The organism is Arcobacter caeni (genome assembly GCF_003063245.1).
Lineage (GTDB): Bacteria > Campylobacterota > Campylobacteria > Campylobacterales > Arcobacteraceae > Aliarcobacter > Aliarcobacter caeni.
This window is the reverse complement of the sequence record NZ_MUXE01000002.1, coordinates 24,395-47,548: the sequence shown is the minus strand read 5'-3', so window position 1 is coordinate 47,548 and position 23,154 is coordinate 24,395. Positions and strand designations below refer to the sequence as shown.

27 protein-coding genes are annotated in these 23,154 nt (G+C 28.2%); 15 read left to right on the top strand and 12 right to left on the bottom strand.

The genetic code is table 11. The features are described from left to right. Complete coding sequence (locus B0174_RS01545) at window positions 1-444, top strand: PAS domain-containing protein (protein ID WP_108557885.1); 444 nt, start codon at window positions 1-3, stop codon at window positions 442-444. Between the two features lie 25 nt (window positions 445-469). Here the strand turns inward: B0174_RS01545 and B0174_RS01540 are convergent, their stop codons facing one another. The 3 genes from B0174_RS01540 to B0174_RS01530 are packed head-to-tail and all read right to left on the bottom strand — an operon-like array spanning window position 470 to window position 2,357. Continuing rightward, on the bottom strand, window positions 470-769 hold the full coding sequence (locus tag B0174_RS01540; protein WP_108557884.1) for a metal-sulfur cluster assembly factor: 300 nt from the start codon (window positions 767-769) through the stop codon (window positions 470-472). A gap of 4 nt (window positions 770-773) precedes the next feature. Beyond that, window positions 774-2,009, bottom strand: coding sequence for a hypothetical protein (locus B0174_RS01535; protein WP_108557883.1), 1,236 nt, complete (start codon window positions 2,007-2,009; stop codon window positions 774-776). A gap of 3 nt (window positions 2,010-2,012) precedes the next feature. After that, window positions 2,013-2,357, bottom strand: a complete 345-nt coding sequence (locus B0174_RS01530) for a hypothetical protein (RefSeq protein WP_108557882.1) — start codon at window positions 2,355-2,357, stop codon at window positions 2,013-2,015. 119 nt (window positions 2,358-2,476) lie between these two features. Between B0174_RS01530 and B0174_RS01525 the strand changes: the two genes are divergently transcribed. Beyond that, window positions 2,477-2,854: a hypothetical protein gene (locus B0174_RS01525; protein WP_108557881.1), complete on the top strand. Its 378-nt coding sequence runs from the start codon at window positions 2,477-2,479 to the stop codon at window positions 2,852-2,854. A 316-nt stretch (window positions 2,855-3,170) separates the two neighbouring features. Here B0174_RS01525 and serS read toward each other — a convergent pair whose 3' ends face one another. From serS to B0174_RS01510, 3 genes are all read right to left on the bottom strand, one after another. Beyond that, window positions 3,171-4,409, bottom strand: a complete 1,239-nt coding sequence (gene serS / locus B0174_RS01520) for a serine--tRNA ligase (protein WP_108557880.1) — start codon at window positions 4,407-4,409, stop codon at window positions 3,171-3,173. A gap of 75 nt (window positions 4,410-4,484) precedes the next feature. Next, window positions 4,485-4,691 carry a hypothetical protein gene (locus B0174_RS01515; RefSeq protein ID WP_108557879.1) on the bottom strand — a complete coding sequence of 69 codons (207 nt, stop codon included), beginning with the start codon at window positions 4,689-4,691 and terminating at the stop codon, window positions 4,485-4,487. 64 nt (window positions 4,692-4,755) lie between these two features. Beyond that, on the bottom strand, window positions 4,756-5,697 hold the full coding sequence (locus tag B0174_RS01510) for a cation diffusion facilitator family transporter (RefSeq protein WP_108557878.1): 942 nt from the start codon (window positions 5,695-5,697) through the stop codon (window positions 4,756-4,758). 95 nt (window positions 5,698-5,792) lie between these two features. Here B0174_RS01510 and B0174_RS01505 point away from each other — a divergent pair, with 95 nt between their 5' ends. Both B0174_RS01505 and trpS read left to right on the top strand, forming a co-directional pair. Next, complete coding sequence (locus tag B0174_RS01505) at window positions 5,793-6,332, top strand: manganese efflux pump MntP (protein ID WP_108557877.1); 540 nt, start codon at window positions 5,793-5,795, stop codon at window positions 6,330-6,332. Between the two features lie 43 nt (window positions 6,333-6,375). Then, window positions 6,376-7,338: a tryptophan--tRNA ligase gene (gene trpS / locus B0174_RS01500; protein WP_108557876.1), complete on the top strand. Its 963-nt coding sequence runs from the start codon at window positions 6,376-6,378 to the stop codon at window positions 7,336-7,338. Window positions 7,339-7,399: 61 nt separating this feature from the next. Here trpS and B0174_RS01495 read toward each other — a convergent pair whose 3' ends face one another. Genes B0174_RS01495 through B0174_RS01475 form a run of 5 tightly spaced genes read right to left on the bottom strand, consistent with a single transcriptional unit; the run spans window position 7,400 to window position 10,286 of the window. Continuing rightward, a complete protein-coding gene (locus tag B0174_RS01495; RefSeq protein WP_108557875.1) occupies window positions 7,400-7,999 on the bottom strand; it encodes an FmdE family protein in 600 nt (199 codons plus the stop codon). Window positions 8,000-8,056: 57 nt separating this feature from the next. Then, a complete protein-coding gene (locus tag B0174_RS01490; RefSeq protein WP_108557874.1) occupies window positions 8,057-8,755 on the bottom strand; it encodes a class I SAM-dependent DNA methyltransferase in 699 nt (232 codons plus the stop codon). After that, window positions 8,755-9,363 carry an ATP phosphoribosyltransferase gene (gene hisG, locus B0174_RS01485; protein ID WP_108557873.1) on the bottom strand — a complete coding sequence of 203 codons (609 nt, stop codon included), beginning with the start codon at window positions 9,361-9,363 and terminating at the stop codon, window positions 8,755-8,757. The genes B0174_RS01490 and hisG overlap by 1 nt, the downstream gene beginning before the upstream one ends. Then, on the bottom strand, window positions 9,341-9,985 hold the full coding sequence (locus B0174_RS01480; RefSeq protein ID WP_108557872.1) for a type III pantothenate kinase: 645 nt from the start codon (window positions 9,983-9,985) through the stop codon (window positions 9,341-9,343). Before B0174_RS01480 ends, hisG begins: the two co-directional genes overlap by 23 nt. Next, window positions 9,954-10,286 carry a hypothetical protein gene (locus tag B0174_RS01475; protein ID WP_108557871.1) on the bottom strand — a complete coding sequence of 111 codons (333 nt, stop codon included), beginning with the start codon at window positions 10,284-10,286 and terminating at the stop codon, window positions 9,954-9,956. Before B0174_RS01475 ends, B0174_RS01480 begins: the two co-directional genes overlap by 32 nt. A 106-nt stretch (window positions 10,287-10,392) precedes the next feature. Between B0174_RS01475 and B0174_RS01470 the strand changes: the two genes are divergently transcribed. Together B0174_RS01470 and B0174_RS01465 are read left to right on the top strand one after the other, a co-directional pair. Beyond that, entirely contained in the window at window positions 10,393-11,166 is a 774-nt protein-coding gene (locus B0174_RS01470) for a threonine/serine exporter family protein (protein WP_108557870.1), read from the top strand. After that, entirely contained in the window at window positions 11,167-11,637 is a 471-nt protein-coding gene (locus tag B0174_RS01465) for a threonine/serine exporter family protein (RefSeq protein ID WP_108557869.1), read from the top strand. 23 nt (window positions 11,638-11,660) lie between these two features. Here B0174_RS01465 and B0174_RS01460 read toward each other — a convergent pair whose 3' ends face one another. After that, a complete protein-coding gene (locus B0174_RS01460) occupies window positions 11,661-13,472 on the bottom strand; it encodes a menaquinone biosynthesis decarboxylase (RefSeq protein WP_108557868.1) in 1,812 nt (603 codons plus the stop codon). 92 nt (window positions 13,473-13,564) lie between these two features. Between B0174_RS01460 and B0174_RS01455 the strand changes: the two genes are divergently transcribed. From B0174_RS01455 to B0174_RS01415, 9 genes are all read left to right on the top strand, one after another. Then, a complete protein-coding gene (locus B0174_RS01455) occupies window positions 13,565-14,740 on the top strand; it encodes a MalY/PatB family protein (RefSeq protein WP_108557867.1) in 1,176 nt (391 codons plus the stop codon). A gap of 129 nt (window positions 14,741-14,869) precedes the next feature. Continuing rightward, window positions 14,870-15,232, top strand: a complete 363-nt coding sequence (locus tag B0174_RS01450) for an NADH-quinone oxidoreductase subunit A (protein WP_108557866.1) — start codon at window positions 14,870-14,872, stop codon at window positions 15,230-15,232. Further along, window positions 15,223-15,738, top strand: a complete 516-nt coding sequence (locus B0174_RS01445; protein ID WP_108557865.1) for an NADH-quinone oxidoreductase subunit B — start codon at window positions 15,223-15,225, stop codon at window positions 15,736-15,738. Before B0174_RS01450 ends, B0174_RS01445 begins: the two co-directional genes overlap by 10 nt. Next, entirely contained in the window at window positions 15,731-17,365 is a 1,635-nt protein-coding gene (locus tag B0174_RS01440; RefSeq protein WP_108557864.1) for an NADH-quinone oxidoreductase subunit D, read from the top strand. Before B0174_RS01445 ends, B0174_RS01440 begins: the two co-directional genes overlap by 8 nt. Further along, window positions 17,365-17,844 carry an NADH-quinone oxidoreductase subunit NuoE family protein gene (locus B0174_RS01435; RefSeq protein WP_108557863.1) on the top strand — a complete coding sequence of 160 codons (480 nt, stop codon included), beginning with the start codon at window positions 17,365-17,367 and terminating at the stop codon, window positions 17,842-17,844. The genes B0174_RS01440 and B0174_RS01435 overlap by 1 nt, the downstream gene beginning before the upstream one ends. Continuing rightward, window positions 17,841-19,091, top strand: coding sequence for an NADH-quinone oxidoreductase subunit NuoF (gene nuoF / locus B0174_RS01430; RefSeq protein WP_108557862.1), 1,251 nt, complete (start codon window positions 17,841-17,843; stop codon window positions 19,089-19,091). The genes B0174_RS01435 and nuoF overlap by 4 nt, the downstream gene beginning before the upstream one ends. 26 nt (window positions 19,092-19,117) lie before the next feature. Next, on the top strand, window positions 19,118-20,404 hold the full coding sequence (locus B0174_RS01425; RefSeq protein ID WP_108557861.1) for a citrate synthase: 1,287 nt from the start codon (window positions 19,118-19,120) through the stop codon (window positions 20,402-20,404). Window positions 20,405-20,436: 32 nt separating this feature from the next. Further along, complete coding sequence (locus B0174_RS01420; RefSeq protein ID WP_108557860.1) at window positions 20,437-21,873, top strand: 2Fe-2S iron-sulfur cluster-binding protein; 1,437 nt, start codon at window positions 20,437-20,439, stop codon at window positions 21,871-21,873. Further along, window positions 21,870-23,153, top strand: a complete 1,284-nt coding sequence (locus B0174_RS01415) for a complex I subunit 1/NuoH family protein (protein ID WP_108557859.1) — start codon at window positions 21,870-21,872, stop codon at window positions 23,151-23,153. The genes B0174_RS01420 and B0174_RS01415 overlap by 4 nt, the downstream gene beginning before the upstream one ends. The last annotated feature ends 1 nt before the right edge of the window (window position 23,154 follow it).

The window sequence follows — 23,154 nt, the reverse complement described above, 5'->3', positions numbered from 1 at the left end:
ATGGAATTTTTATCAGGAAATTTTTTGTGTGAAACGATTGTTCCTAAAGAAGAATTAATAGTTTCAAGAACAGATTTGAAAGGTAATATTACTTATGCAAATGAAACTTTTGCAGAGATTTCAGGTTATACAGCTGATGAACTAATAGGAAAACCTCACAATATTGTAAGACATCCTGATATGCCAAAATCTATTTTTAAAGAACTTTGGAAAGATTTAGATATAAAAGGTTCATGGAGTGGAGTTGTAAAAAACAAAAGAAAAGATGAAGGTTTTTATTGGGTTTATGCTGAAGTTTCTGGAGTTTATAAAGATGGAGTTTTAATTGAATATAAATCAATTAGAACACCTATTTCTTTTGATGACAAAGTTAAATATCAACTGCTTTATGATCAACTTAAAAAAGATGCAAATGAAACTACAAGAAGAATTATTTATAGTTAGATTAAATTAATCTAACTATATTTACTTAAGAAAGTTTTTGTTTTACTTCATCACTCGCCATTGAAATATTCCAAGCTGGTTCCCAAACTAAATCAATTTCAACATGTTCAACTTTTTCAAGCTCTCTCAAAACTGCTTCTTCTACCCATTGTAAAATCATTTGATGTAAAGGACAAGCTTTTGTACTTAAAGTCATTGTTACAACTACATTCATTTTTTCATCACAAACACCATCATAAATAAGACCCATTTCTACTAAATTAAAGCCAACCTCTGGGTCATTTACAGTTGAAACTGCTTTAAAAATCTCTTCTTTTGTGTACATAAAATTATCCTTTAAAATTTATGATATAAAAAACATCTTTTACAATAAAAGACGCTCCAACAAATAAAAAACTAACTGCTGATTTAAATAAAATATCACTAGTAAAAATAAAAGCTATTAAACTTAAAACAAATCCTAATAAATAAAAAACAAAACCAAAATCTGAACTTTTAACAGGCACCATATCAGCTAACATGGGAACTTTTTGTTTTCCAACTAAACTTGAAAATCTATGAAACCAAACCAAAAAAGGAATGATTTTATATAAATGTGCTGTAATAATTGGAGTTAAAAAACCTAATAAAAATATAAATCCAGCAACAAATAATAAATAATCATTTGATAATACGAAATAAAAACAAACTAAAACTAAAGCAATAATAAAATTTGTAATCGAAAATACAATATATCTATAATAAATATCTTTTTGTTTTCTAACTTTTGTTTTAAATATTAAATATAATTGATAAATAAAAAAAATAAATCCAATTAAAACTTCAAAATATCCTAAATATTCAAATATATAAAGGTCAAATATTTGACTAAAAACGACTAAAACCACACCAAAACTAATCTTATAAAATGCTATTTTTAGATAAATATTGTTAAATGAATGTGAAAGCCAAAACATAGGAATCAAAATATAACTCATCGAAATAATCGTAATTCCTAAATATCCCACAAAAACTAAATATATATGAGATAACATCAAAGCTTTTATATTTAAAAATAATACTCCTGAATAAACAAAAGATAAAATAATAGCAACAACTAATCCTAAAAATAAAAATATATTTGCAACTAAAACTGTACTTGATAAAAAATTTAATTTTTTTACTTTTTTAATAGTTAAAAAACTTTCTAATAAAAAAATGAAAAATGAAATAAAAACAACTACTCCACCATAAGATAAAACCATAGGATATTTATAAAAACCAATAAATATTATTGTAGTTCCAATAAAAAGTAAGGGATTAACAACATAATATAAATCGATAGAAAAGTGTTCAACTTCCAAAACTACAGGTAAAAGTTGTGCCATGGAAGCAAAAATACTCATCATAACAAAACCTAATAAATATAAATGCACCCAAGATAAAACTAAACTATTTTGAGTATGAATCATATTTATATCAAAATTAAAAAGCAATAATATACTTATAAAAAATATAATCATAGCACTAATAAAGAAACTTCCTACAAGTTTAAAAGGTGGGGCAAATTGTTGTGATATATTCATTTTTTAGTGCATACATCCAGAACCACTACAAGAACTATCTGTATCTTTTAGATTTACACTTGTATTAGTTTTTTTTATAAAAATTACTTTAACTTTATCATTAGGTAATTCAACTATTTCATAATTAAATGAATCTTGTATTTTAGGAAATAATCCCATTGGAGGCTTGTGATTTATCATTACTAATTTGTGTTTGTCATCAAGTAATTGAAGTCCAACCATGGCATTTACCATAGGTTCAGGAGGACCTGTTAAACTTGAATCAAAATAATAAGCCTCTTCATCTTCAAAAAATGGTACCGTTGCACCATTTACTTCTATTTGTTTTGCATTTTCTGGAATACCCATTTTCTTCTCCTTAAATTATAATTAAAATAATAACCCTTAATTGTAAATAATTCCTTGATAGCTATCAATATAACTATACTTTTATACAAAAATTACACTAAATCATTGTAATATTTCTCATGAGAATAATTATATATATACTTTTAACAAGCTTTGCACTTTTTGCATCAAATTCAGAGATTCAGGCATCTTATGCAGTAGGAGTTTTCCATGAAAATGGGAATGGTGAAAATATTCAACACAAGAAAATTACAGACCAAGATTATAATGGAATTTGTTTTTCAAAAATAGTTGTATTTGGTGAAATTAGAAATAAAAGAATTGAAGTAAAAATAGGAAACTCTTTAGGTTATTTTGAAAGCTCAATTCCTATTTATAATAAACAAAATATTTTTATTGCAGAAGAATTAACTTTTAAACATTACAATGTTTCAAAAGGCTATTTTGAAGTAAAAATTGATAATAAAATTTATGATACCAAAGTTTTTGTAAAGTAATTCTTTTAATTTTATAAATTAATTGTTAAATTTAAATAAATTTTTATAATCGTAGCATTAAAATAGCATTCTTTAAGTTTTAAGTATGTATAATTTTACAAATAAGAGGTTTTGTCTACTTTCTCTCTCCTTAGTTAAGAAATTTTGTTTTTATAAGATTTTTTTTTAAGATGAAACTTCTTTTTTATTCCTTCCAAAAAAAAATTAAAAGTTTTATTGTATATATTCTATAAACTATTTTTATATAAAACTTAAAGTCCAAAAAAAAAGGGAGAAGTTATCTAACTTCTCCCTTTTTTATTTGCTCTTATTTTTATTACATATATTTTTTAAGAACTTCTGGAATTCTTACACTTCCATCTTCATTTTGATAATTTTCCATAATAGCCACAAGTGTTCTTCCAACAGCTAAACTTGAACCATTTAAAGTATGAGCCAAAGTATTTTTTTTACCATCTTTAAATCTAATTTTTGCCCGTCTTGCTTGAAAATCAGCAGTATTAGAAATAGATGAAATTTCTCTAAATTTGTTTTGTCCAGGTAACCAAACTTCTAAATCAACAGTAACAGCGGCACTAAATCCTAAATCGCCTGTACAAAGTTGAACTTTTTGGTGAGCTAAACCTAAAGAAGTTAATAAATCACTAGCGCAATTTACCATTTTTAGAAAAACCTCACTTGATTGTTCAGGAGTTGTAATTGCTACCATTTCAACTTTATCAAATTGATGTTGTCTAATTAATCCTCTTGTATCTCTTCCAGCACTTCCAGCTTCTTTTCTAAAACAAGGAGTATAAGAAGTAAGTAACATTGGAAGTTCTTCTATTTCTAAAATCTCATCATTAAATAGGTTTGTTAAAGATACCTCAGCAGTTGGAATTAGGTATAAATCTTCACCTTCAATTTTAAATAAATCATCAGCAAATTTGGGAAGTTGCCCAGTTCCTTGAAGAGTATTTGAGTTTGCCATAAAGGGAACATACCATTCATTAAAACCTCTTTCTCTGTTAAAATCAAGCATATAGTTGATTAAAGCTCTCTCCATTCTAGCACCATCACCTCGAAGTGCTGCAAATCTTGATTTTGCGATTTTTACACCTCTTTCAAAATCAATCCAACCATTAGGTAAATCCCAATGTTCTTTTGGTTCAAAAGTAAAAGATGGTTTTTGTCCAAGAACTTCTAAAACTACATTTTCATCTTCAGAAGCGCCAACAGGAACTGATTCGTCTGGCATATTTGGAACACCTAAAATAATAGAATTTAACTCTTCTTCTAAAACTCTAACTTCTTCTTCTAATTCTTGTTTTTTGTTTTTTAAATTATTTATATTTTCTTGAAGTGTCGTAATATTTAAGTTCTCTTTTTTATATCTTCCAAACTCTTTTGAAAGAACATTTTGCTCAGCTGTTACATCTTCCATCTCTTGTCTTTTTTGTTTTGAAGTAGATGCAAGAATTTTTAAGTTATTTAGGACAGAGTTATCAACACCTTTTTTTTGTAAAGCTGTTGTAACATAGTCAAAATCTTTTTGTAGTAGTTTTATATCTATCATCTTTGGCTCTTTGTATTATTTTTTGTGCATTGTAGCCAAAAAAACTCTACAAAGAGATTAGATGATAAGTTAAATTTATCCGTTCATTTCCATTTTTATCATTACATTACCATCAACATATTGTGTTTTAAATGTGTGTTTGTGACAAAAATCTTCATTCATAATTATACACATTTCATTTGCTTTTTCCAAAGCTTCATCTACATTATCATAGTGTGTTTCTTGCTCGAAATCTGAATTTCTAAAACAACCACATGCTTTTTCAACTATTACAGCTGCCATATTATCTCCTTTTAAAAATTTCGGCAATTGTATCATAAACAAATTGAACTTTCTTTTGATAAGTTTATTCCCATTCAAACTGAAAAGTCGTATGAACTATTTTATATTTCTCTTTTAATTCATGGTTTATTTCATGTAAAAGTTGTTCATAATTTTCTAATGATTCTTTATTTATTTTAACATGAGCTGTCATATTATACATATCTTGAGTTATTTCCCAAATATGAACATCGTGTAATTCCAAAACTTCTTTATGTTTTTCAATAAATTCTTTTACTTCATTTATATCCAAAGGTGAACTTTCCATCAAAGTATTAATTGAATTTCTCAAAATATCAATCGCCCATTTCCCTATGACAATTGAAACAATTACAGCAAGAATCATATCTATGAAATACCAAGAAGTAAAATAAATAACTACATATCCCAAAATAATTGCAACCGAAGATAAAGCATCACTTAACATATGAACAAATGATGATTTTAGATTAATATTGTTTTTATCACCTTGCATTAAAATAAAACCTGTAATTATATTTATAATTAAACCTACGATTGCCACAATCATTGCAGTTTTTATATCAATAATTTGAGGATTGAAAAATCTTTCAATTGCTTCATACACAATCCAAATAATTGATAACATAATAGTAATTCCATTCACAAACGCTGCTATTACTTCCGTTCTATAAAAGCCAAATGTTTTTGATATTGGAGCTTTTTTACTAGCAATTACAATTGCAAGAAGTGAAACAATCAAAGCAAAAGAGTGAGTAAACATATGAATTGCATCTGAAATAAGTGCTAATGAATTTGATAAAAAGCCATAAAAGAACTCCAAAAACATTGTGATTAGAGTAATTCCTAATGCCCATTTTAAAACTTTTTTATCTGTTCCTCTGTGGTCATGAGAATGTTCATGATTATGCTCGTGGTTATGATGATTGGTATTTTCATCCTTTAAAAAAGGTTTATGATCATTTAATCCAAATTTACAATTTTCCATTTTATTTCCATATATTTTATAATTTTCAGCATAGTATATGAAGAATGCTTAATATTTTTAGTTACAATCCCACCTTTATATAAAATAGGAGAATTATGTTAGAAGTTTTTATTTTATCAATAGCACTTAGCATGGATGCTTTTGCTGTATCTATTGGACTTGGAATAAAAAATAAAGGAAATATAAAAGTTTTGGCTTTGAAAGCTGGATTATTTTTTGGTATTTTTCAAGCTTTAATGCCTTTTATTGGCTACCTTGGAGGAATTGGACTAAAAGAGTATATTCAAGGATATGATAGCATTGTTGCTTTTGTATTATTAGTCATTATTGGTGCAAAAATGATATATGAAGCACTTAATGAAAATATTGAAGAAGAGATAACAAAAATTTCAAATAAAATTTTATTAACTTTAGCAATTGCCACAAGTATAGATGCCATGGCAGCTGGGTTTACTTTGCATTTATTTAATTTAAATATTTATCTTTCTTTATTTATTATAGGAATTACTACTTTTATATTTAGTATTTTAGGTGTTTATCTAGGAGAAAAAGGTGGAGCTAAATATGAAACAAAAGCTGAACTTCTTGGTGGAGTTGTTTTGATTCTTATTGGCTTTAAAATACTAATCTTTTAGTTACTTTTGATATAATATTTCCAAAAAAAACAAGGATTATGATTTGAGAATTTTATCAGGTATTCAACCATCAGGAACAATTCACATAGGAAACTATTTTGGAATGATTAAAAAAATGGTTGAATCTCAAAATGATGGAGAACTATTTGCATTTATAGCTTCTTATCACGCACTAACATCTGTAAAAGATAAAGAATTTTTAGAAAAAAATATTTTTGAAGCTGCTGTAAATTTCTTAGCTTTAGGAATGGATCCTGAAAAATCAACATTTTGGGTTCAACATGATGTAAAAGAGGTTTTAGAACTTTATTGGCTTTTATCAAATCATACTTCTATGGGATTATTAGAAAGAGCTCATTCATATAAAGATAAAACTGCAAAAGGTTTTCAAGCAAGTCATGGATTATTCTCATATCCAGTTTTAATGGCTGCTGATATTTTACTTTTTGATTCAAATATTGTACCTGTGGGAAAAGACCAAATTCAACATGTGGAAATGACAAGAGATATTGCAACAAGCTTTAATCACATATATGGAGATTTATTAGTTCTTCCTGAGTCAAAAGTAGATGAAGATGTGGCAACAGTTCCAGGAACTGATGGAGCTAAAATGTCTAAATCTTATGGAAATACTATTGATATGTTTGGTACACCTAAAACTATCAAAAAACAAGTTATGGGAATAGTAACTGATTCAAGAGAGTTGGACGAACCAAAAGAGTGGGAAAATTGTAATATTTATACTTTATGTAAACTATTTATGAATGAAAATGAATTAACAGATTTAAGAAAAAGATATGCAACTCCAGGTGAGGGTTATGGACATTTTAAAATGACTTTATTAGATAAAATAAATGCACATTTTGAACCCTTTGCACAAAAAAGAGAACATTTTTTAAATAATCCAAAAGAAGTAAAAGAGATTCTAGCATTTGGTGCTTCAAAAGCTAGAAAAATTGCGGCTGCTAAAATGGAAATTATTAGAGATGCTGTTGGTTTAAATTAGTTTTTTTAGTTTTATCAAGATTCAAGATTTTAATCTTGAATCTTGAATTAGTTAGTTTTGTTTAGCTTTTTACTTTTATAACTTTTTCAATATTATTTGAAATATCTTCAACTCTTTGTTGCCAAAGTTTACCAAACTCAATTCTTTCTTCTTTTGTTGCACTTCCTTGAACAGATTTTTGCATTAAAAAATTCATATCAGAATGAGCAGAAATGCTACTTGCATCATAAAAAACATCTACACTTTTTTGTGTATCAAGTCTTGTAAATCTAACACTTGCACCATCTATGTTTTTCTCAAAATTCATTAAATGATTTCTATCATATTTTCCAGCAAGTCCTTTAAAACCATTCGTTGTAGTTGAACCTGTGATATTTGTCATTACACTTCCGATAACTCCAGCAACGCCTGTTGTTTGGCTTTCTTTAAACTCAATTAAGATATTTCCTCTTTTTGGGATTTCATTTTCATGTAAAGCTTTTAATCCCTCAAGAACCATAAGATACGCTCCTAAAACTGTTGGACAACTATGCCCTGCACTTTTTACGCTATCTAAATATGAATATTCTATAAATCCATCTTCAAATGCACCTAAAAGCTGTGCTAAATCATCTTGTAATTTTATTTTTGGGATATTATCAAAAAATTGTGGGTAAGTCATTTTAAACCTTTGTATTTTAGTATTATTACTCTAACACAAAAGTTTAAATATTTTGTGTTAGGCTATTTTTTTACAAATAAAGATTAATTTATCTGCAGTTTCATCTGTGTGTAAATTAAACTCTTTTATCTCTTTTATTTCAAAACCTGTATCTTCTAAAAGTTTTATTAAAAACTCTTTTGTGTGATATTCTTGGATTATAGAATCACTTTGTTTAGAAAACAATCCATTTTTTTGTTTCTCAAAAAGTGTAATATCTGTTTGAAGTTTGTTATCTTCAAAGTTTGCATCAATAGCTATAAATCTATCTTCTAAATCAATAGTAATACATCCTTGAGCAACCTCATCAAACCCAAAATACGAGTTTACATCAAAAATAAAATAAGCTCCTTGATTTAGGACAATATTTGTCGTAAGAATAAATGCTTTTAAATCTTTTTTGGGAATATAATTTAATACATCAAAAATAGCAGTTGCGCAATCAAATTTTTCTTTTACATCTTTTAAATCTATTGCTTTTGCATTTAAGTTTTTCTCTTGGCAAACTTTTATTTGCTCAGCACTTAAATCAATTCCAAAATATTTCTTTTTATTTACTTTTAGATTTTCTAAAAAATACCCTTGTCCACAACCAATATCAATGATATTATCTAAATCTTTAGTCATTACAAATCGTAAAAATTCTCTATGTAAAGTATAAATCTCTTCTTCAAAATCTAAATAAGGTTCAACTTTTGCGTATAAATCTAATCCCATTATAATGTTACTTCTATTTTTTCTTTTAATTTTAAGATTAAATCTTTTTTAGCATAAAAAGAGTTTTTATTTGCAATTAAATGAGCGCTACTTTCCATAATTGTAGGTCCGATTTCTAAACCATTTTGTTTCATTGTTTCACCAGTTTCAACAATATCAACAATACAATCACAAAGTCCAACAAGTGGTGCTAATTCAATAGAACCATATAGTTTGATAATCTCAACAGCCATTGCTTTTTGTTCAAAAAACTTTTTAGCAATCACTTCGTGTTTTGTAGCAATTGTGATTTTACTTTTATTAAAATTTAGTTTTTCACCCTTTCTTAATCCAAAAGCAACTTTACACTTTCCTAGTTGTAAATCTAAAAGTTTGATTAAGTCGTACTCTTTTTCTTCAAGAACATCCAAACCAACAACACCTAAATCAGCAGCGCCATGCATTACATAAGTTGGTACATCTTGATTTCTAACATTTAAAAATCTAAATCCAGCTTTTTCAAGTATTAATTTTCTATCTTCAAAAATAAACTTTTCACCAAAAGCTTTTTCAAATTTATCTAAAGTTTCCTCAGCAATTCTTCCCTTAGGCAATGCAATTGTTAGCATCAATAATCCTTTTCATGTTCTCAAATATTAAATCTTTTTTATATATGCTATTTTCAAAATACTTACTCAAAAGTTTTCCATCGCCACCTGTGAATATAATATTTTTATTTAAACTTACTTCTTTGATTGGTAAAATGATAGATTTTAACATAGCAAATAAAATAGCATCTTTCGTTTCTAGCGGTATTTTATCTAAATTTATATTTTTTTCAAACTCAAATTTTAGTTTTTTTGATATTTTTGGATAACTTTTTATAAAACTTTGAACTCCAAGAAGTATAAATCCACCCATGTGAATGCCCTCTTCCATAATATCAACTGTTATTGCACTTCCCGCATCAACTATTACACAATTATCTTGAAAAGAACAAGCAAGAGCTCTATCTATTCCTAAACCTAAATATTGGGTTTCAAAGTTTAGAAGTTTGTTTATATTTTTTGCATGAGGATTTTTTTTCAACAGTTTTTTACTTGCTTTTTCATTTACAGAAACAAAATAAATATCATCATCAAACTTTGGAACTTTTTCATCTAAAAAATATTTTTTATGTTTACCCTTTATCAAAAAATGATAAGTTGTATTTCCAATATCACATAAAATCAACTCTAACACTCCAATCATTTTGTTTTAAGTACTCTTTTGCTTTTGAACAAAGTGGACTACTTATAAGTAATTCTTTTTTCTTAAAATTATGGTCTAAAAAAGTAGCTAATTTTTCACAAAGTTCCATCAAATCATTGGCATTTTTTCTTATAAATCTACTTTTTGAATCTACTATAAATATTGCATAAAATTTAGCATCAATAGTTGTGGCACAATAAATATCTATTTTTTTTCTTGATTCTAACTCTTTTGGGAAAATTTGTTTTATCTGTTTAAATAATATATCTTTATTCATATAATATGTTGTTAATTTTTTCAATTTTTACCTTTGTATAAATATTATATCAAATATAGACTTTTTTCTATTATTTTTTCTAACTTATTTTGATATACTGCAAAAAAATTAATTAGAAATATAAAGTAAAATGAAAGATTTAAATTACCAAAAACAATCCCTTATTACAAGAACAATTATCAAAGCTGCTGTTTTGATGTCAGAATTTGGAGCGGAAAGTATTTTAATAGAACAAACAGCTCAAAGATTAGGCAAAGCTTTAGGCATTGATTCAGTTGAAATATCGTTAATCCCATCCGCAATAGTTTTAACAACACTTTACGATAATCAATGTGTTACTACAACAAGAAGAGTTCATCACAAACCTATTAATATGTCGATAGTTTGTGATATTCAAAAAATAGTAATAAACATGGAAAAACAAAAATATGATGTAACTTATTTAGTAAAAGCATTAAAAGATATTCAACCAAATTATTACAATAGATGGCTTGTTATTTTTATGGTTGGAATTGCTTGTGCTTCATTTGCATATTTACAAGGAAGTGATTGGAGTGCATTTTTTATCACTTTTTTTGCTTCTTCTATTGCTATGTTTGTTAGACAAGAATTATCAAAAAGAAGATTTGTTTTAATTATAACCTTTGGAGTTACTGCTTTTGTGGCAACCATAATTGCAAGTATTTCTCAAATAAATGGTATTAGTTCCACTCCAAATATAGCCCTTGCTTCAAGTGTTTTATTATTAGCCCCTGGATTTGCTTTTATTAACTCTTTTTTAGATTCTTTAAAAGGTTATCTAAGTATGGGTTGGGGGCGTTGGCTTGATGGAATTCTTTTAACAATTGCTACATCAATTGGAATAATTATAGCCATGGCTGTTTTAAATATAAAAGGTTGGTAGATGTTAGATTTTATTTTCAAACTACTTATTGAAGGACTTTTTGCAAGTATCGCATCAACAGGTTTTGCGATGGTTTTTAATGTCCCAAAACATACTTTGATTTATTGTGCAATTGGTGGAGCTATTACTTTTATGATAAGAACTATTTTATTAGATTTCGGTTTTGGTGTTGAATTATCAACATTTATTGCTGCAACATTCATAGGAATAATTGCTCTTTATTGGTCAAGAAAATATCTCATTCCAAGACCTGTTTATACAGTTGCTTCAATTATTCCTATGATTCCAGGAACTTATGCATTTGCAGCAATGATAAATTTAGTTGATATGAATTCACATGGAGTAACACCTGAATTAATAGAATTATTTGTTCATAATGGTTTAAAAGCAGTTGCAATTTTGGGAGCTATTAGTTTTGGTTTAGCTTTACCATCTTTATATTTTATGAGATTAAATCGACCAGTTATTTAAGAAAAGAGAATTTTTCTCTTTTCTTATAAATAAAATTTATTAATAAATTCATCACTTACATCAATTATTTTTCGCTCGCGTAAAGACTCTATAACTTCTTTTGTACAATCAACATCATCAGGCCATCTTCGTTTGAAATTATCATGTGCATTTTTATCTGTGGCATCCAAACAAATAGTATGTCCATCTATAAATAAATCTCTGTTTGAATCAATATTGTTACAAACTCTCCAAACAAGCATATATGGATTATTTACATCATTTTTAGCTACATCAACAATCATTAAAATTTTAATATGTTCAAAAAGTGGTTTTAACTCTTCAAATAAATATTTTTGATTTCTATTTTTTTCTACACTTATTATTGTAATTGGATTTTTTGTATCTTTAAAATATTGTTTTAAAGCTTTTATTTCACTTGAAATATTTTGCATTTTAGACAATAAAACCTCATCATCTAAAAGAGTGATTCCCAACTCTTCTATTTCCTCTCCCGTACAATCAAGTCCTAGTTTCCCACCAACTGCGAATTTTGGACTTGAGTGATCAAGGGCATCAATAACACCTTTTGAGATTAACATATCATCAACATTTATTCTATTTAAGATATGTTTTATTATTTCTTGATGATTTGTAAGTTCTGGTGCATCGTCATTTACAAAAATAGCATGTTTAACAAAACTCATTTGCCCTACTCCCCAAAATGCGTGCATCATTTGTGAAGCGTGACCTGGATAAAATGTTTTAATTTTAGCCATTATAAGATTATGAAAAACTCCATTTTCAGGCATATAATAATCAATTAAATCAGGAGCAGTTGTTTTTAATAATGGTAAAAATATTCTCTCAGTTGCGTGTCCCATATATTTATCTTCAAGTGGTGGTTTTCCAACAACTGTTGCTAAAAATGTAGGTTTTTCTTTACTTGTAATTGCTGTAATTTCCATAAATGGATACTCTTCTTCAAGTGTATAATAACCAGTATGATCTCCAAAAGGTCCCTCTATTTTTATTTTTGATGGGTCCACAAATCCCTCAATAATAAAGTCATTATCTTTTGGAACCCAAATATCATTTGTAATCGATTTTACAAGTTGCGCGTTTTTATTTTTAACAAATCCATAAAGCATAAGTTCAAAAACACCAATAGGAAGTGGTGCTTGTCCACACCAAATATACATAGGATCACCACCAATTCCAATACTTACTGGCATTTTTTTACCAGCTTTTTTATATTCATGGAAAAAATGATTTGAGTCTTTATGAATTTGCCAGTGAAGCCCTAAAGTATTGTCTTCATAAACTTGAAGTCTGTACATTCCTAAGTTTTTCAATTCTCCATTTAAAGATGTTGTGTAAACTTGCCCCATTGTAATAAAAGGTCCGCCATCTTGCTCCCAAGTTGTAAGAATTGGTAAATCAGAAAGTTTTGCATCTGAGCCTAATTTTATTATTTGTTGACATTCACCTTTTCCTTTATTTTTTTTAGGAATTGTATTTTTTAAAGCAAATAATTTCCCAAAAGTTGAAAGTTTTTCACTAAAAGTTGTAGGTGGTTTCATTTTTAATAAAGACTCTATTTCTTTTCCTATAACATCACCATCGCCAATAAATAATTTTACGGCCTTTTCATTACAAAATACATTCATTAAAACTGGAATATCAAATTTTTTATTGTTTTTTCTATCAACTGGATTTGTAAATAAAATTGCTTTTGAGTTTTCTGTTTTTACCTCAATATAGGCAATATGCGGGATTTCTAAATAAATATCAAGTTCATCATCAATAATTTTTAGTAAATCATGTTTTTTTAATAGTTCAATTGCTTCTTTCATTTTTCCCTCAAATTATACCTCTAATGAGGTAATTAGTATAAATCTTATATCATTTTATCAATAAAAAATAGTTTATAATAGGGGTTTTGAATATGCTTAATAAAGTTAAATACAATTTTGATGAACAGATTAATAGAAAAAATACAAATTGTGCAAAATACGATGGTTTAAAAAAATATTTTGGTTATGAAGATTTAAATCCACTTTGGGTAGCTGACATGGATTTTAAAACTCCAGCTTTTATAAATGATGCAATAATAGATGCTGCAAAAAATTCACTTTATGGATATAGCATTGATAGTGATGAAATTTATCAATCAATAATCAACTGGCAAAACACACAACACAATTGGCAAATAAATAAAGAAGATATTTATATGATAAACGGTGTAGTTCCTGCATACAGTGCTTGTATTGAAGCATTTAGTGAAGAAAATGATGAAGTAATTGTTCAAACTCCAATTTATCCACCACTTTTTAAATGTGTAATTTCTAATAATAGAAAAGTCGTTGTAAATGAACTAAAAAAAGATGAAAATGGTTATTACACTATGGATTTAGAAGATTTAGAAAAAAAAATCACTCCTAAAACAAAGATATTAGCTTTATGTTCACCTCACAATCCAGTAGGACGAGTTTGGAGTAAAGATGAACTTGAAAAACTTGCAAATATTTGCATAAAATACAATATCATAATTGTTTCAGATGAAATTCATTCTGATATTACATTTAAAAAATTCACACCACTTGCATCAATTTCAAAAGAGATAGCAAATCAAACTATTACTTTAAATAGTGCTGGAAAAACTTTTAATATTGCAGGTTTAAATAGTGCTTATGCGATAAGTAAAAATCAAGAAATTTTAGATAAGTTTAAAAAAATTGCTCAAAAAAGAGAAATTCAATCAATAAATTTTTTTGGATATATAGCTACAAAAGCAGCTTATGATAATGGTGCTTTATTTGTGGAAGATTTGAAAAAATATCTTTTATCTAATATTGAGTTTACAAAAAATTATTTCAAAAAGAACAATATGAAGATTGATTTTCACATTCCAGAAGCAACTTATCTTTTATGGCTAGATTTTTCTAAATACAATTTTTCACACAATGAAATAAAAAATATTTTACTAACAAAATCAAAAATAGCTTTAAATGATGGTGTTTCTTTTGGTAACAATGGCAATGGATATTTTAGATTAAATCTAGCCCTTAGTCAAAATGCCCTAGAAATAGCATTATCTCAGTTATCTAAAGAGTTTTTATAGCAAGAAAATAGCAAAGTATTACATTTTTTCTCACTATGTTGATTAATGCTTATAATTATTCGGAAAACTTTATGATGTACTACAAATTTGTGTACAATTGTTTCATAATTAAAATCAATAGGAGGAAAAATGTCAACTGAACTAATTCTGGCCTCTGCTATTTTTGTGGCTATCGGACTTATACTCACTTGCGTATTTGTACTTAGTAGGTTTGTTGGTCCTAAAAATGAAAATTCTGAAATGAAAAATAGTGTTTATGAAAGTGGGGTTACAAATCCTATTGGAACAACAAATATCAGATTTTCAGTAAAGTTTTATTTGGTTGCTATTTCCTTTTTATTATTTGATGTGGAGATAATTTTTATGTTTCCATGGGCTATAAATATTTTAGAATTAGGTTATTTTGGACTTTTTAAAATGTTTATATTTATGGGATTATTATTTGCTGGATTAATTTATCTTTATAAGAAAAAGGCATTATCATGGGATTAGGCGTTGAATCTAAATTAGGTGACTCTATTGTTACAACAAGACTTGATCATGCTATAAATTGGGGAAGATCTTATTCTTTGTGGCCAATGGTTTTTGGAACTGCATGTTGTGGAATTGAGTTTATGGCGGTTGCTGGTTCAAGATATGATATATCAAGATTTGGAGCAGAAGTTGTAAGATTTTCTCCAAGACAAGCAGATTTATTGATTGTTGCTGGAACTATTTCGTATAAACAAGCTCCTATTTTAAAGAAAATTTATGAACAAATGTGTGAACCCAAATGGGTTATTTCTATGGGTGCATGTGCTTGTTCTGGTGGATTTTATGATAACTATACAACTTTACAAGGAATAGATGAGATTATTCCTGTTGATGAGTATGTAGCTGGTTGTCCTCCAAGACCTGAGGCTGTACTTGATGCAATTATGAGAATTCAAGAAAAAGCAAATGATGAATCAATTTTAAAAGATAGAATCAAAGAGTATAAAGGAATTTTAGATGTTTAAATGCGATTTATTAATTGATTCTAAAGATATTAAATCTACTCTTGCTAAACTAAAAACTGAAAAAGAATTCACAATTTTATTAGATATAACAGTAATTGATTATTTAACTTTTCCTGATATTACTCCATCTAGATTTGCAGTAGTTTATATACTAAGAGATAGTTCATTTAAAAATCAAATTTCTGTAAAAACTTTTGTAGATGATTCAACATTAGAAGTAGATTCTGTTTGTTATTTATTTAATTCTGCTAATTGGGCTGAAAGAGAAGCTTATGACCAATATGGAATAACATTTAAAGGTCACACTAATTTAAAAAGATTATTAAATCATCATCAATTTATAGGTTATCCTTTAAGAAAAGATTATGAGATTACTAAAGGTCAAATTTGTACTCATACAGAAGATTTGATGGACGAAATGGATCCTTTATTAATTTCAAAAGGTTATACACCTGAAGATATAAATGATTTAATGCTTTTAAATGTTGGACCATCACATCCAGCATCTCATGGAACAATAAGAAATTTCATGGCACTTGAGGGTGAAACAATCACTGCTTGTGTAACAGAAATTGGTTATTTACATAGAGGGTTTGAGAAATCATGTGAAAATCACACTTATTCTCAAGTTATTCCTTATACTGATAGATTAAACTATTGTAGCGCGATTTTAAATAATATCGGTTATTCAAAAGCTGTTGAAGAGATGTTAAATATTGATATAACTCCAAGAGCTAAAATGATAAGAATCATTATTGGAGAATTAAGTAGAATCATCGACCATTTAGTTTGTAATGCTGCAAATATGGTAGATTTAGGTGGACTTACTAACTTCTGGTATTTATTTGCCCCTCGAGATATGGCATATGATTTATTATCAAAACTAACAGGAGCCAGACTTACTAATACATACACAAGAATTGGTGGTTTAGAGTTTGATTTATATGATGGATTTAGTGAAGATTTAGCAGTATTTTTAAAAGAAACTGAAATAGCTATAAATGATGCTTTGTCTCTAATAGCGCATAACAAAATTTTCTTAGATAGAACACAAGATGTTGGTGTTATAAAAGCAGATTTTGCAATGCAATATGGAATAACAGGACCAAATTTAAGAGCTGCTGGTGTAGCTCATGATTTAAGAAAAGACAAACCTTATTATGGTTATGAAAATTTTGATTTTGATATTGTTGTAGGAAGTCATGGAGATGTTTATGATCGAATGATGTGTAGATTTGAAGAAATGAGACAATCTATGAGAATTATTAAACAAGCAATGAATGAGCTTCCAACTGGGGCTATAAATGTAATTGCACCTGGGATTTTGTTACCAAGTAAAAAAGATGTTTACGGAAATATTGAAGGTTTAATGAATCAATTTAAACTTACATTTGAGGGAATAAAAGTTCCAAAAGGTGAATATTATTCATCAACAGAAGCTGCAAATGGAGAATTAGGATTTTTTATAGTAAGTGACGGAAGTGGAAGACCTTACAAAGTAAAATGTAGACCGCCATGTTTTTATGCACTTTCAGCATTCTCAAAAATTGTTGAGGGTGGAATGTTAGCGGATGCTGTTGTAACAATGGCAAGTATGAATTTTATTGCAGGGGAGTTTGATAGATAATGAGTAATTTTGAATATTCAAGCGAAAATGAAATCAAATTTCAAGAATATGTGAGTAGATACCCACTTATTGATTCTGTAATGCTACCAGCATTATGGTTAGTTCAAGAACAACTAGGTTGGGTTAGTCCAGAAGCAATGATTTATGTTGCAGATAAATTAGGAAAAACTCCAATTCAAGTATATGAAGTAGCAACTTTTTATACAATGTTTAATCTAAAACCAATTGGAAAGCACCATATTGAATTATGTAAAACTCTTTCTTGCATGTTATGTGGTTCACAAAAAATTAAAAATCATATAAAAGAAACGATAGGAATAGAAGCTGGACAAACAAGTGCTGATGGTTTATTTCATTTAAGTGAAGTAGAATGTATGGGAGCTTGTGGTGGAGCTCCGATGTTTGCACTAAATGGTGAATATCATGAAAAACTAACTATTGATAAAGTTGATGAATTAATTAAGGAGTGCAAAAAATGATAACAAAAATTGTAAGCAAAAATTTTGACATTCCAAATTCTCATAAATTAGAAGTTGCTCTTGCAAACGGAAGATATTCTTCTATTCCTAAACTTTTTTCTATGACTCCTGATGAAGTTACAGCAGAAGTTACAGCATCTGGACTTAGAGGGAAAGGTGGTGGTGGAGCTGCTTGTGGACCGAAATGGGAATTAATGCCAAAAAATGATCCAAGACCAGCATATTTAATAGTAAATGGTGATGAATCAGAACCGGGAACTTTTAAAGATAGACAAATTTTCCAGTATGACCCGCATTTATTAATTGAAGGTATTATTTGTACTTGTTATGCAATAAATGCGCATCACGCTTATATTTATATAAGAGGTGAATATAAATTTTTTATAGATAGATTAAATGAAGCAATAAAAGAAGCTTATGAAGCTGGAATCATTGGTGATAAAATCATGAATACACATGATTTTAAAGTTGATATTACAGTTCATAGAGGAGGAGGTGCTTATATTTGTGGTGAGAAATCAGCACTTATTGAATCTCTTGAGGGCAAAAGAGGACATCCACGACTTAAACCTGCAGGTAAAGAGTGTGAATGGTTCTTTGATAATCCAGCAACTGTAAATAATGTTGAAACAATAGCTAGTGTTCCTAATATTGTAGAAAATGGTTCTATTGGATACACAAAATATGGAACACCAAAATCACCAGGAACAATGCTTTTTGCAATTTCTGGACCTGTTAAAAATCCAGGTGTTTATGAAATGGCTTATGGAAATAAGATGATTGATTTTCTAAACATTCTTGGTGGTGGAATGATTGATGGGAAAAAATTAAAAGCAATTATTCCAGGAGGTTCATCTTGTCCAATTTTAACAGCTGATGAAGTTCATAAGGCTGTATTGGATTATGAATCTATGTGGGATATTGGTTCAACTTTAGGTACAGGAGGAATGATAGTTATTGATGAAGATACATCTATGGTCGATGTAGCTAAAAATTTGATAGAGTTCTATCACCATGAGTCTTGCGGTCAATGTACACCTTGTAGAGAGGGTACTGGCTGGATTGATAAGATTTTGAAAAAAATCTTAAAAGGTGAAGGTTCAAAAGAAGATTTAAATACAATACTTGATGTATGTAGCACTATGAATGGAAAAACTATTTGTGTTTTTGCACCAGCGGTAAAAGATATTATTGAAAGTATTGTAAGAAAATTCCCTCATGAATTTGATATACATTTTAAAAACTAAATTAACTAAAATAACAGGAGAAAATTATGACTAAAAATACAATGACATTAACTGATAACAGAAATGGAAAATCATTTGAATACAATATTATTGATGGTACAAGAGGACCTAGCGTTGTAGATATTTCTACATTCTACAAAGATTCTGGAATGTTTACTTATGACCCTGGTTATACTTCAACTGCTTCTTGTGAATCAAAAATTACATTTATTGATGGTGAAAATTCAGAGTTAAGATATAGAGGTTATGATATTACAGATTTAGCTGGAAAACACTCTTTCTTAGATGTTTCTTATTTATTAATGAGAGGAAAACTTCCAACTCCTGAGGCTTCTAAAAACTTTGATTTAGAAATCAGACATAGATCATTTTTAAATGAAGGAATCATTAGATTATTTGAAGCTTTACCAGATGGTGCTCACCCAATGGCAACTATGGGAGCTGCAACAATGGCTCTTGCTGCATTTTATAAAGATCACTTACATTTAGAAGACGAAGATGCATTTAAAATGATGAGAAGAAGAATCCTAGCTAAAATGCCAGTAATTGCAGCTATGGCTTATAGAAATTCAATTGGTACACCACTTATTTATCCAGATGTAAATAGATATTTTACAGAAAACTTCTTATATATGCTAAGAGCATATCCAGGTGGAAGAATGAAATATTTAGGTGATGGTAAAAATGATGAGATTAAACAAGTTGAAATTGATGCACTTGATGCAATTTTAACTTTACATGCAGACCACGAACAAAATGCTTCTACAACAACTGTTAGAAATGTAGGTTCAACAGAAGCTCACCCTTATGTTGCAATCGCATCTGGAATCTCTGCTTTATGGGGATCAGCACATGGTGGAGCAAATGAAAAAGTTATGGATCAATTAAAATTAATTGGTGATGTTAAAAATGTTCCAACTTATATTGCAAAAGCAAAAGATAGAAATGACCCATTCAGATTAATGGGATTTGGACACAGAGTTTATAAAAATAGAGATCCAAGAGCTGAAACATTAAAAGCTTTACAAGATAAATTAAAAGAAGAGTTAAATCTTGATTCTAAATTACTTGATATTGCACATGCTGTTGAACAAGCTGCATTAAGTGATGATTACTTTAAAGAAAGAGGTTTATATCCAAATATTGACTTTTATTCAGGTGTAATTTTAACTGCTCTTAAAATTCCTATTGAGATGTTTACTCCAATTTTTGTTATTGGTAGAACTCCAGGATGGTTAGCACAATGGTCAGAATTAAAACAAGATCCAAAACATAAAATTGCAAGACCAAGACAATTATATACAGGTAACTAAGAAAAATTTTAACAAGTGTAAGGGGACAATTAATGGGTGAATTGATTAATATAACAGTAAATGGAGCGCAAATGCAAGCTGCTAAAGGTAGCTTGCTAATTGATAAATTGCTAGATGAAAATATACATATTCCTCATTTTTGTTATCACCAAGCACTTGGCAAAGATGGTAACTGTAGAATGTGTATGGTTGAAATTGAGGGTCAAAAAAGACCTCAAATTGCCTGTGATACTCCTGTAAAAGATGGAATGGTTGTAAGAACGATTGGTGAAAATATTGAAAAAGTTAGACGGGACATTCTTGAACTTGAACTTATAAATCATCCAATCGATTGCCCAACTTGCGATCAAGCTGGAGAATGTAAACTTCAAGATTATTATATGGAATCAGGATTTTATGAATCAAGAATAAATCTTGAAGCTAAAAACCATGCAAGAAAAAGAGTTGATTTAGGCTCAAATGTAATGCTAGATGAAGAAAGATGTGTACTTTGTACAAGATGTGTAAGATTTTGTTCTACTATTACAAAAACAAATGAACTAGGAGTTATCAATAGAGCTGATCATTCAGTTATTGGAACTTTTCCTGGTCGACCATTAAATAATCCATATGCTATGAATGTTATTGATATTTGTCCAGTTGGAGCTTTAACAAATAAAGATTTTAGATTTAAACAAAGAGTTTGGTTTTTAGAAACTTTTGATGCAATTTGTAATGGTTGTTCAAAAGGGTGTAATATTTATGTTGATCACAGAAAAGAAAAATATAAAGATGACCAAATTTTTAGATTTAGACCAAGAGTTAATAGAGCTGTAAATGGTTGGTTTATGTGTGATGAGGGAAGATTATCTTATACAAATGAGAGTGAAAATAGATTTGAAACTCCATTTATTAATAATACTCCAACACTTATTGATAATACTATTACAAATGTTTTCAAAGAACTCACAACAAATAAAAATATATTATTTGTATTAAGTGCAAATCTTTCTTATGAAGAGATGTTAAATGTAAAAAATTTAGCAACAAAATTAAATATTCAAGTTTCTGGTTATTCTCCAAATACAATAGATGAAAACTTTGGGGATGATTATTTACGAACAAATGATAAAACTGTTAATAGAAATTCATTTAAAGAGTTAGAAATAAATGAAACAAAAGAATTTTTTGAGATGGCTTTAAATAATACTTCATTAGTAATAATTATAGAAAATAATTATTTTGATAATAACACAAATTTATTAAAAGACAAAAAAGTAATCTCTTTATTTAGTCATAACTGTGTAACTATTGAACATTCAAATGTTGCAATACCTGTTGCTTCATTTTATGAAAAATCTGGAACTTATATAAACACTGCTGGAATTAAACAAAAAGTTATATCTAAAATGAATAAAAATAATTCAATGAAAACTATAACAACAATAATAGAAGATTTAAAATCAATGATTGAGAAAGGAACTCTATGAGTACTTCATCTATAATCATCATAATTGCGAATATAGTTATAGCTGTTATTTTAGCAGTTGGACTAACTCCAGTTTTTGTATGGTGGGAAAGAAGAATATCAGCATTTATGCAAGATAGAAGTGGACCAAATAGATGTCATATTGGACCATTTAGATTAGGAGGAGTAATTCAAAGTTTTGCAGATATGCTAAAACTTATTTTTAAAGAAGACTTTACTCCTTCTCATATCAAATACAAATTTTTCTTTACAATAGCTCCTGTTATTGTATTTATGTGTTCATTTTTAACTTTTGCAGCTATTCCTTTTGCTGATGTTTTAGTAATTGATGGAAAAGAAAATATTATGCAAGCTATTCCGAATAAACTGGGAATAATGTGGTTTTTAGCATTTGCTGGATTATCTGTTTATGGAATAATTCTAGGAGGTTACTCATCTGGAAGTAAATATGGACTTTTAGGTTCGATTAGAGCTTCAGCTCAAGTTATTTCTTATGAAGCCGCAATGGGATTGGCAATTATTTCTATGCTTTTATCTTATGGTTCAATTCACTTAACAGATATTGTAAATGCTCAAACAGGAACTTATTTTGGAATAGTTCCAATGTGGGGAATATTTATACAACCTCTTGCTGCGATTATTTTTATTATTTGTGCATTTGCAGAAACAAATAGAGCACCTTTTGACTTAGCTGAGGGAGAATCAGAATTAGTTGCTGGTTATCATACTGAGTATTCAGCAATGAGATTTGGACTTTTTCAAGTTGGTGAATATTCTGCAATGAGCGCATCAAGTGCAATAATTGTAACTCTATTTTTTGGAGGTTATCAAATTCCTTGGTTAGACACACAAGCAATTCAAGGAAATATGAATTATGTAATTCTTGCAATTATTATACTTCTTCCAATAAAAATATTTTTTCTTACAAAATGGATGAAGAAAAATAATAAAGCAGTAGGTTCAAATAAATCAAGAGAAAAAGAGACAAAAGTCTTAACTTTTATATTTTGGGCTTTAGCTATTTCTATAATGGCTATATTAATCTCTTTTTTAGTTGTAGGACTTGGAACAAATGGTGTTAATATTGCAACTGCTGTAATTCAAATTGGAACTTTCTTAGTAAAATTCTTTATGATGTCATTTGTTTATATTTGGGTTAGATGGACTGTGTTAAGATTTAGATATGACCAATTACAAATGTTAGGTTGGAAAGTTCTAATTCCATTAGCTCTTTTAAATATTGTAATAACAGCAATCTTTGTTGTAGTAAGAGGAAGTTAAA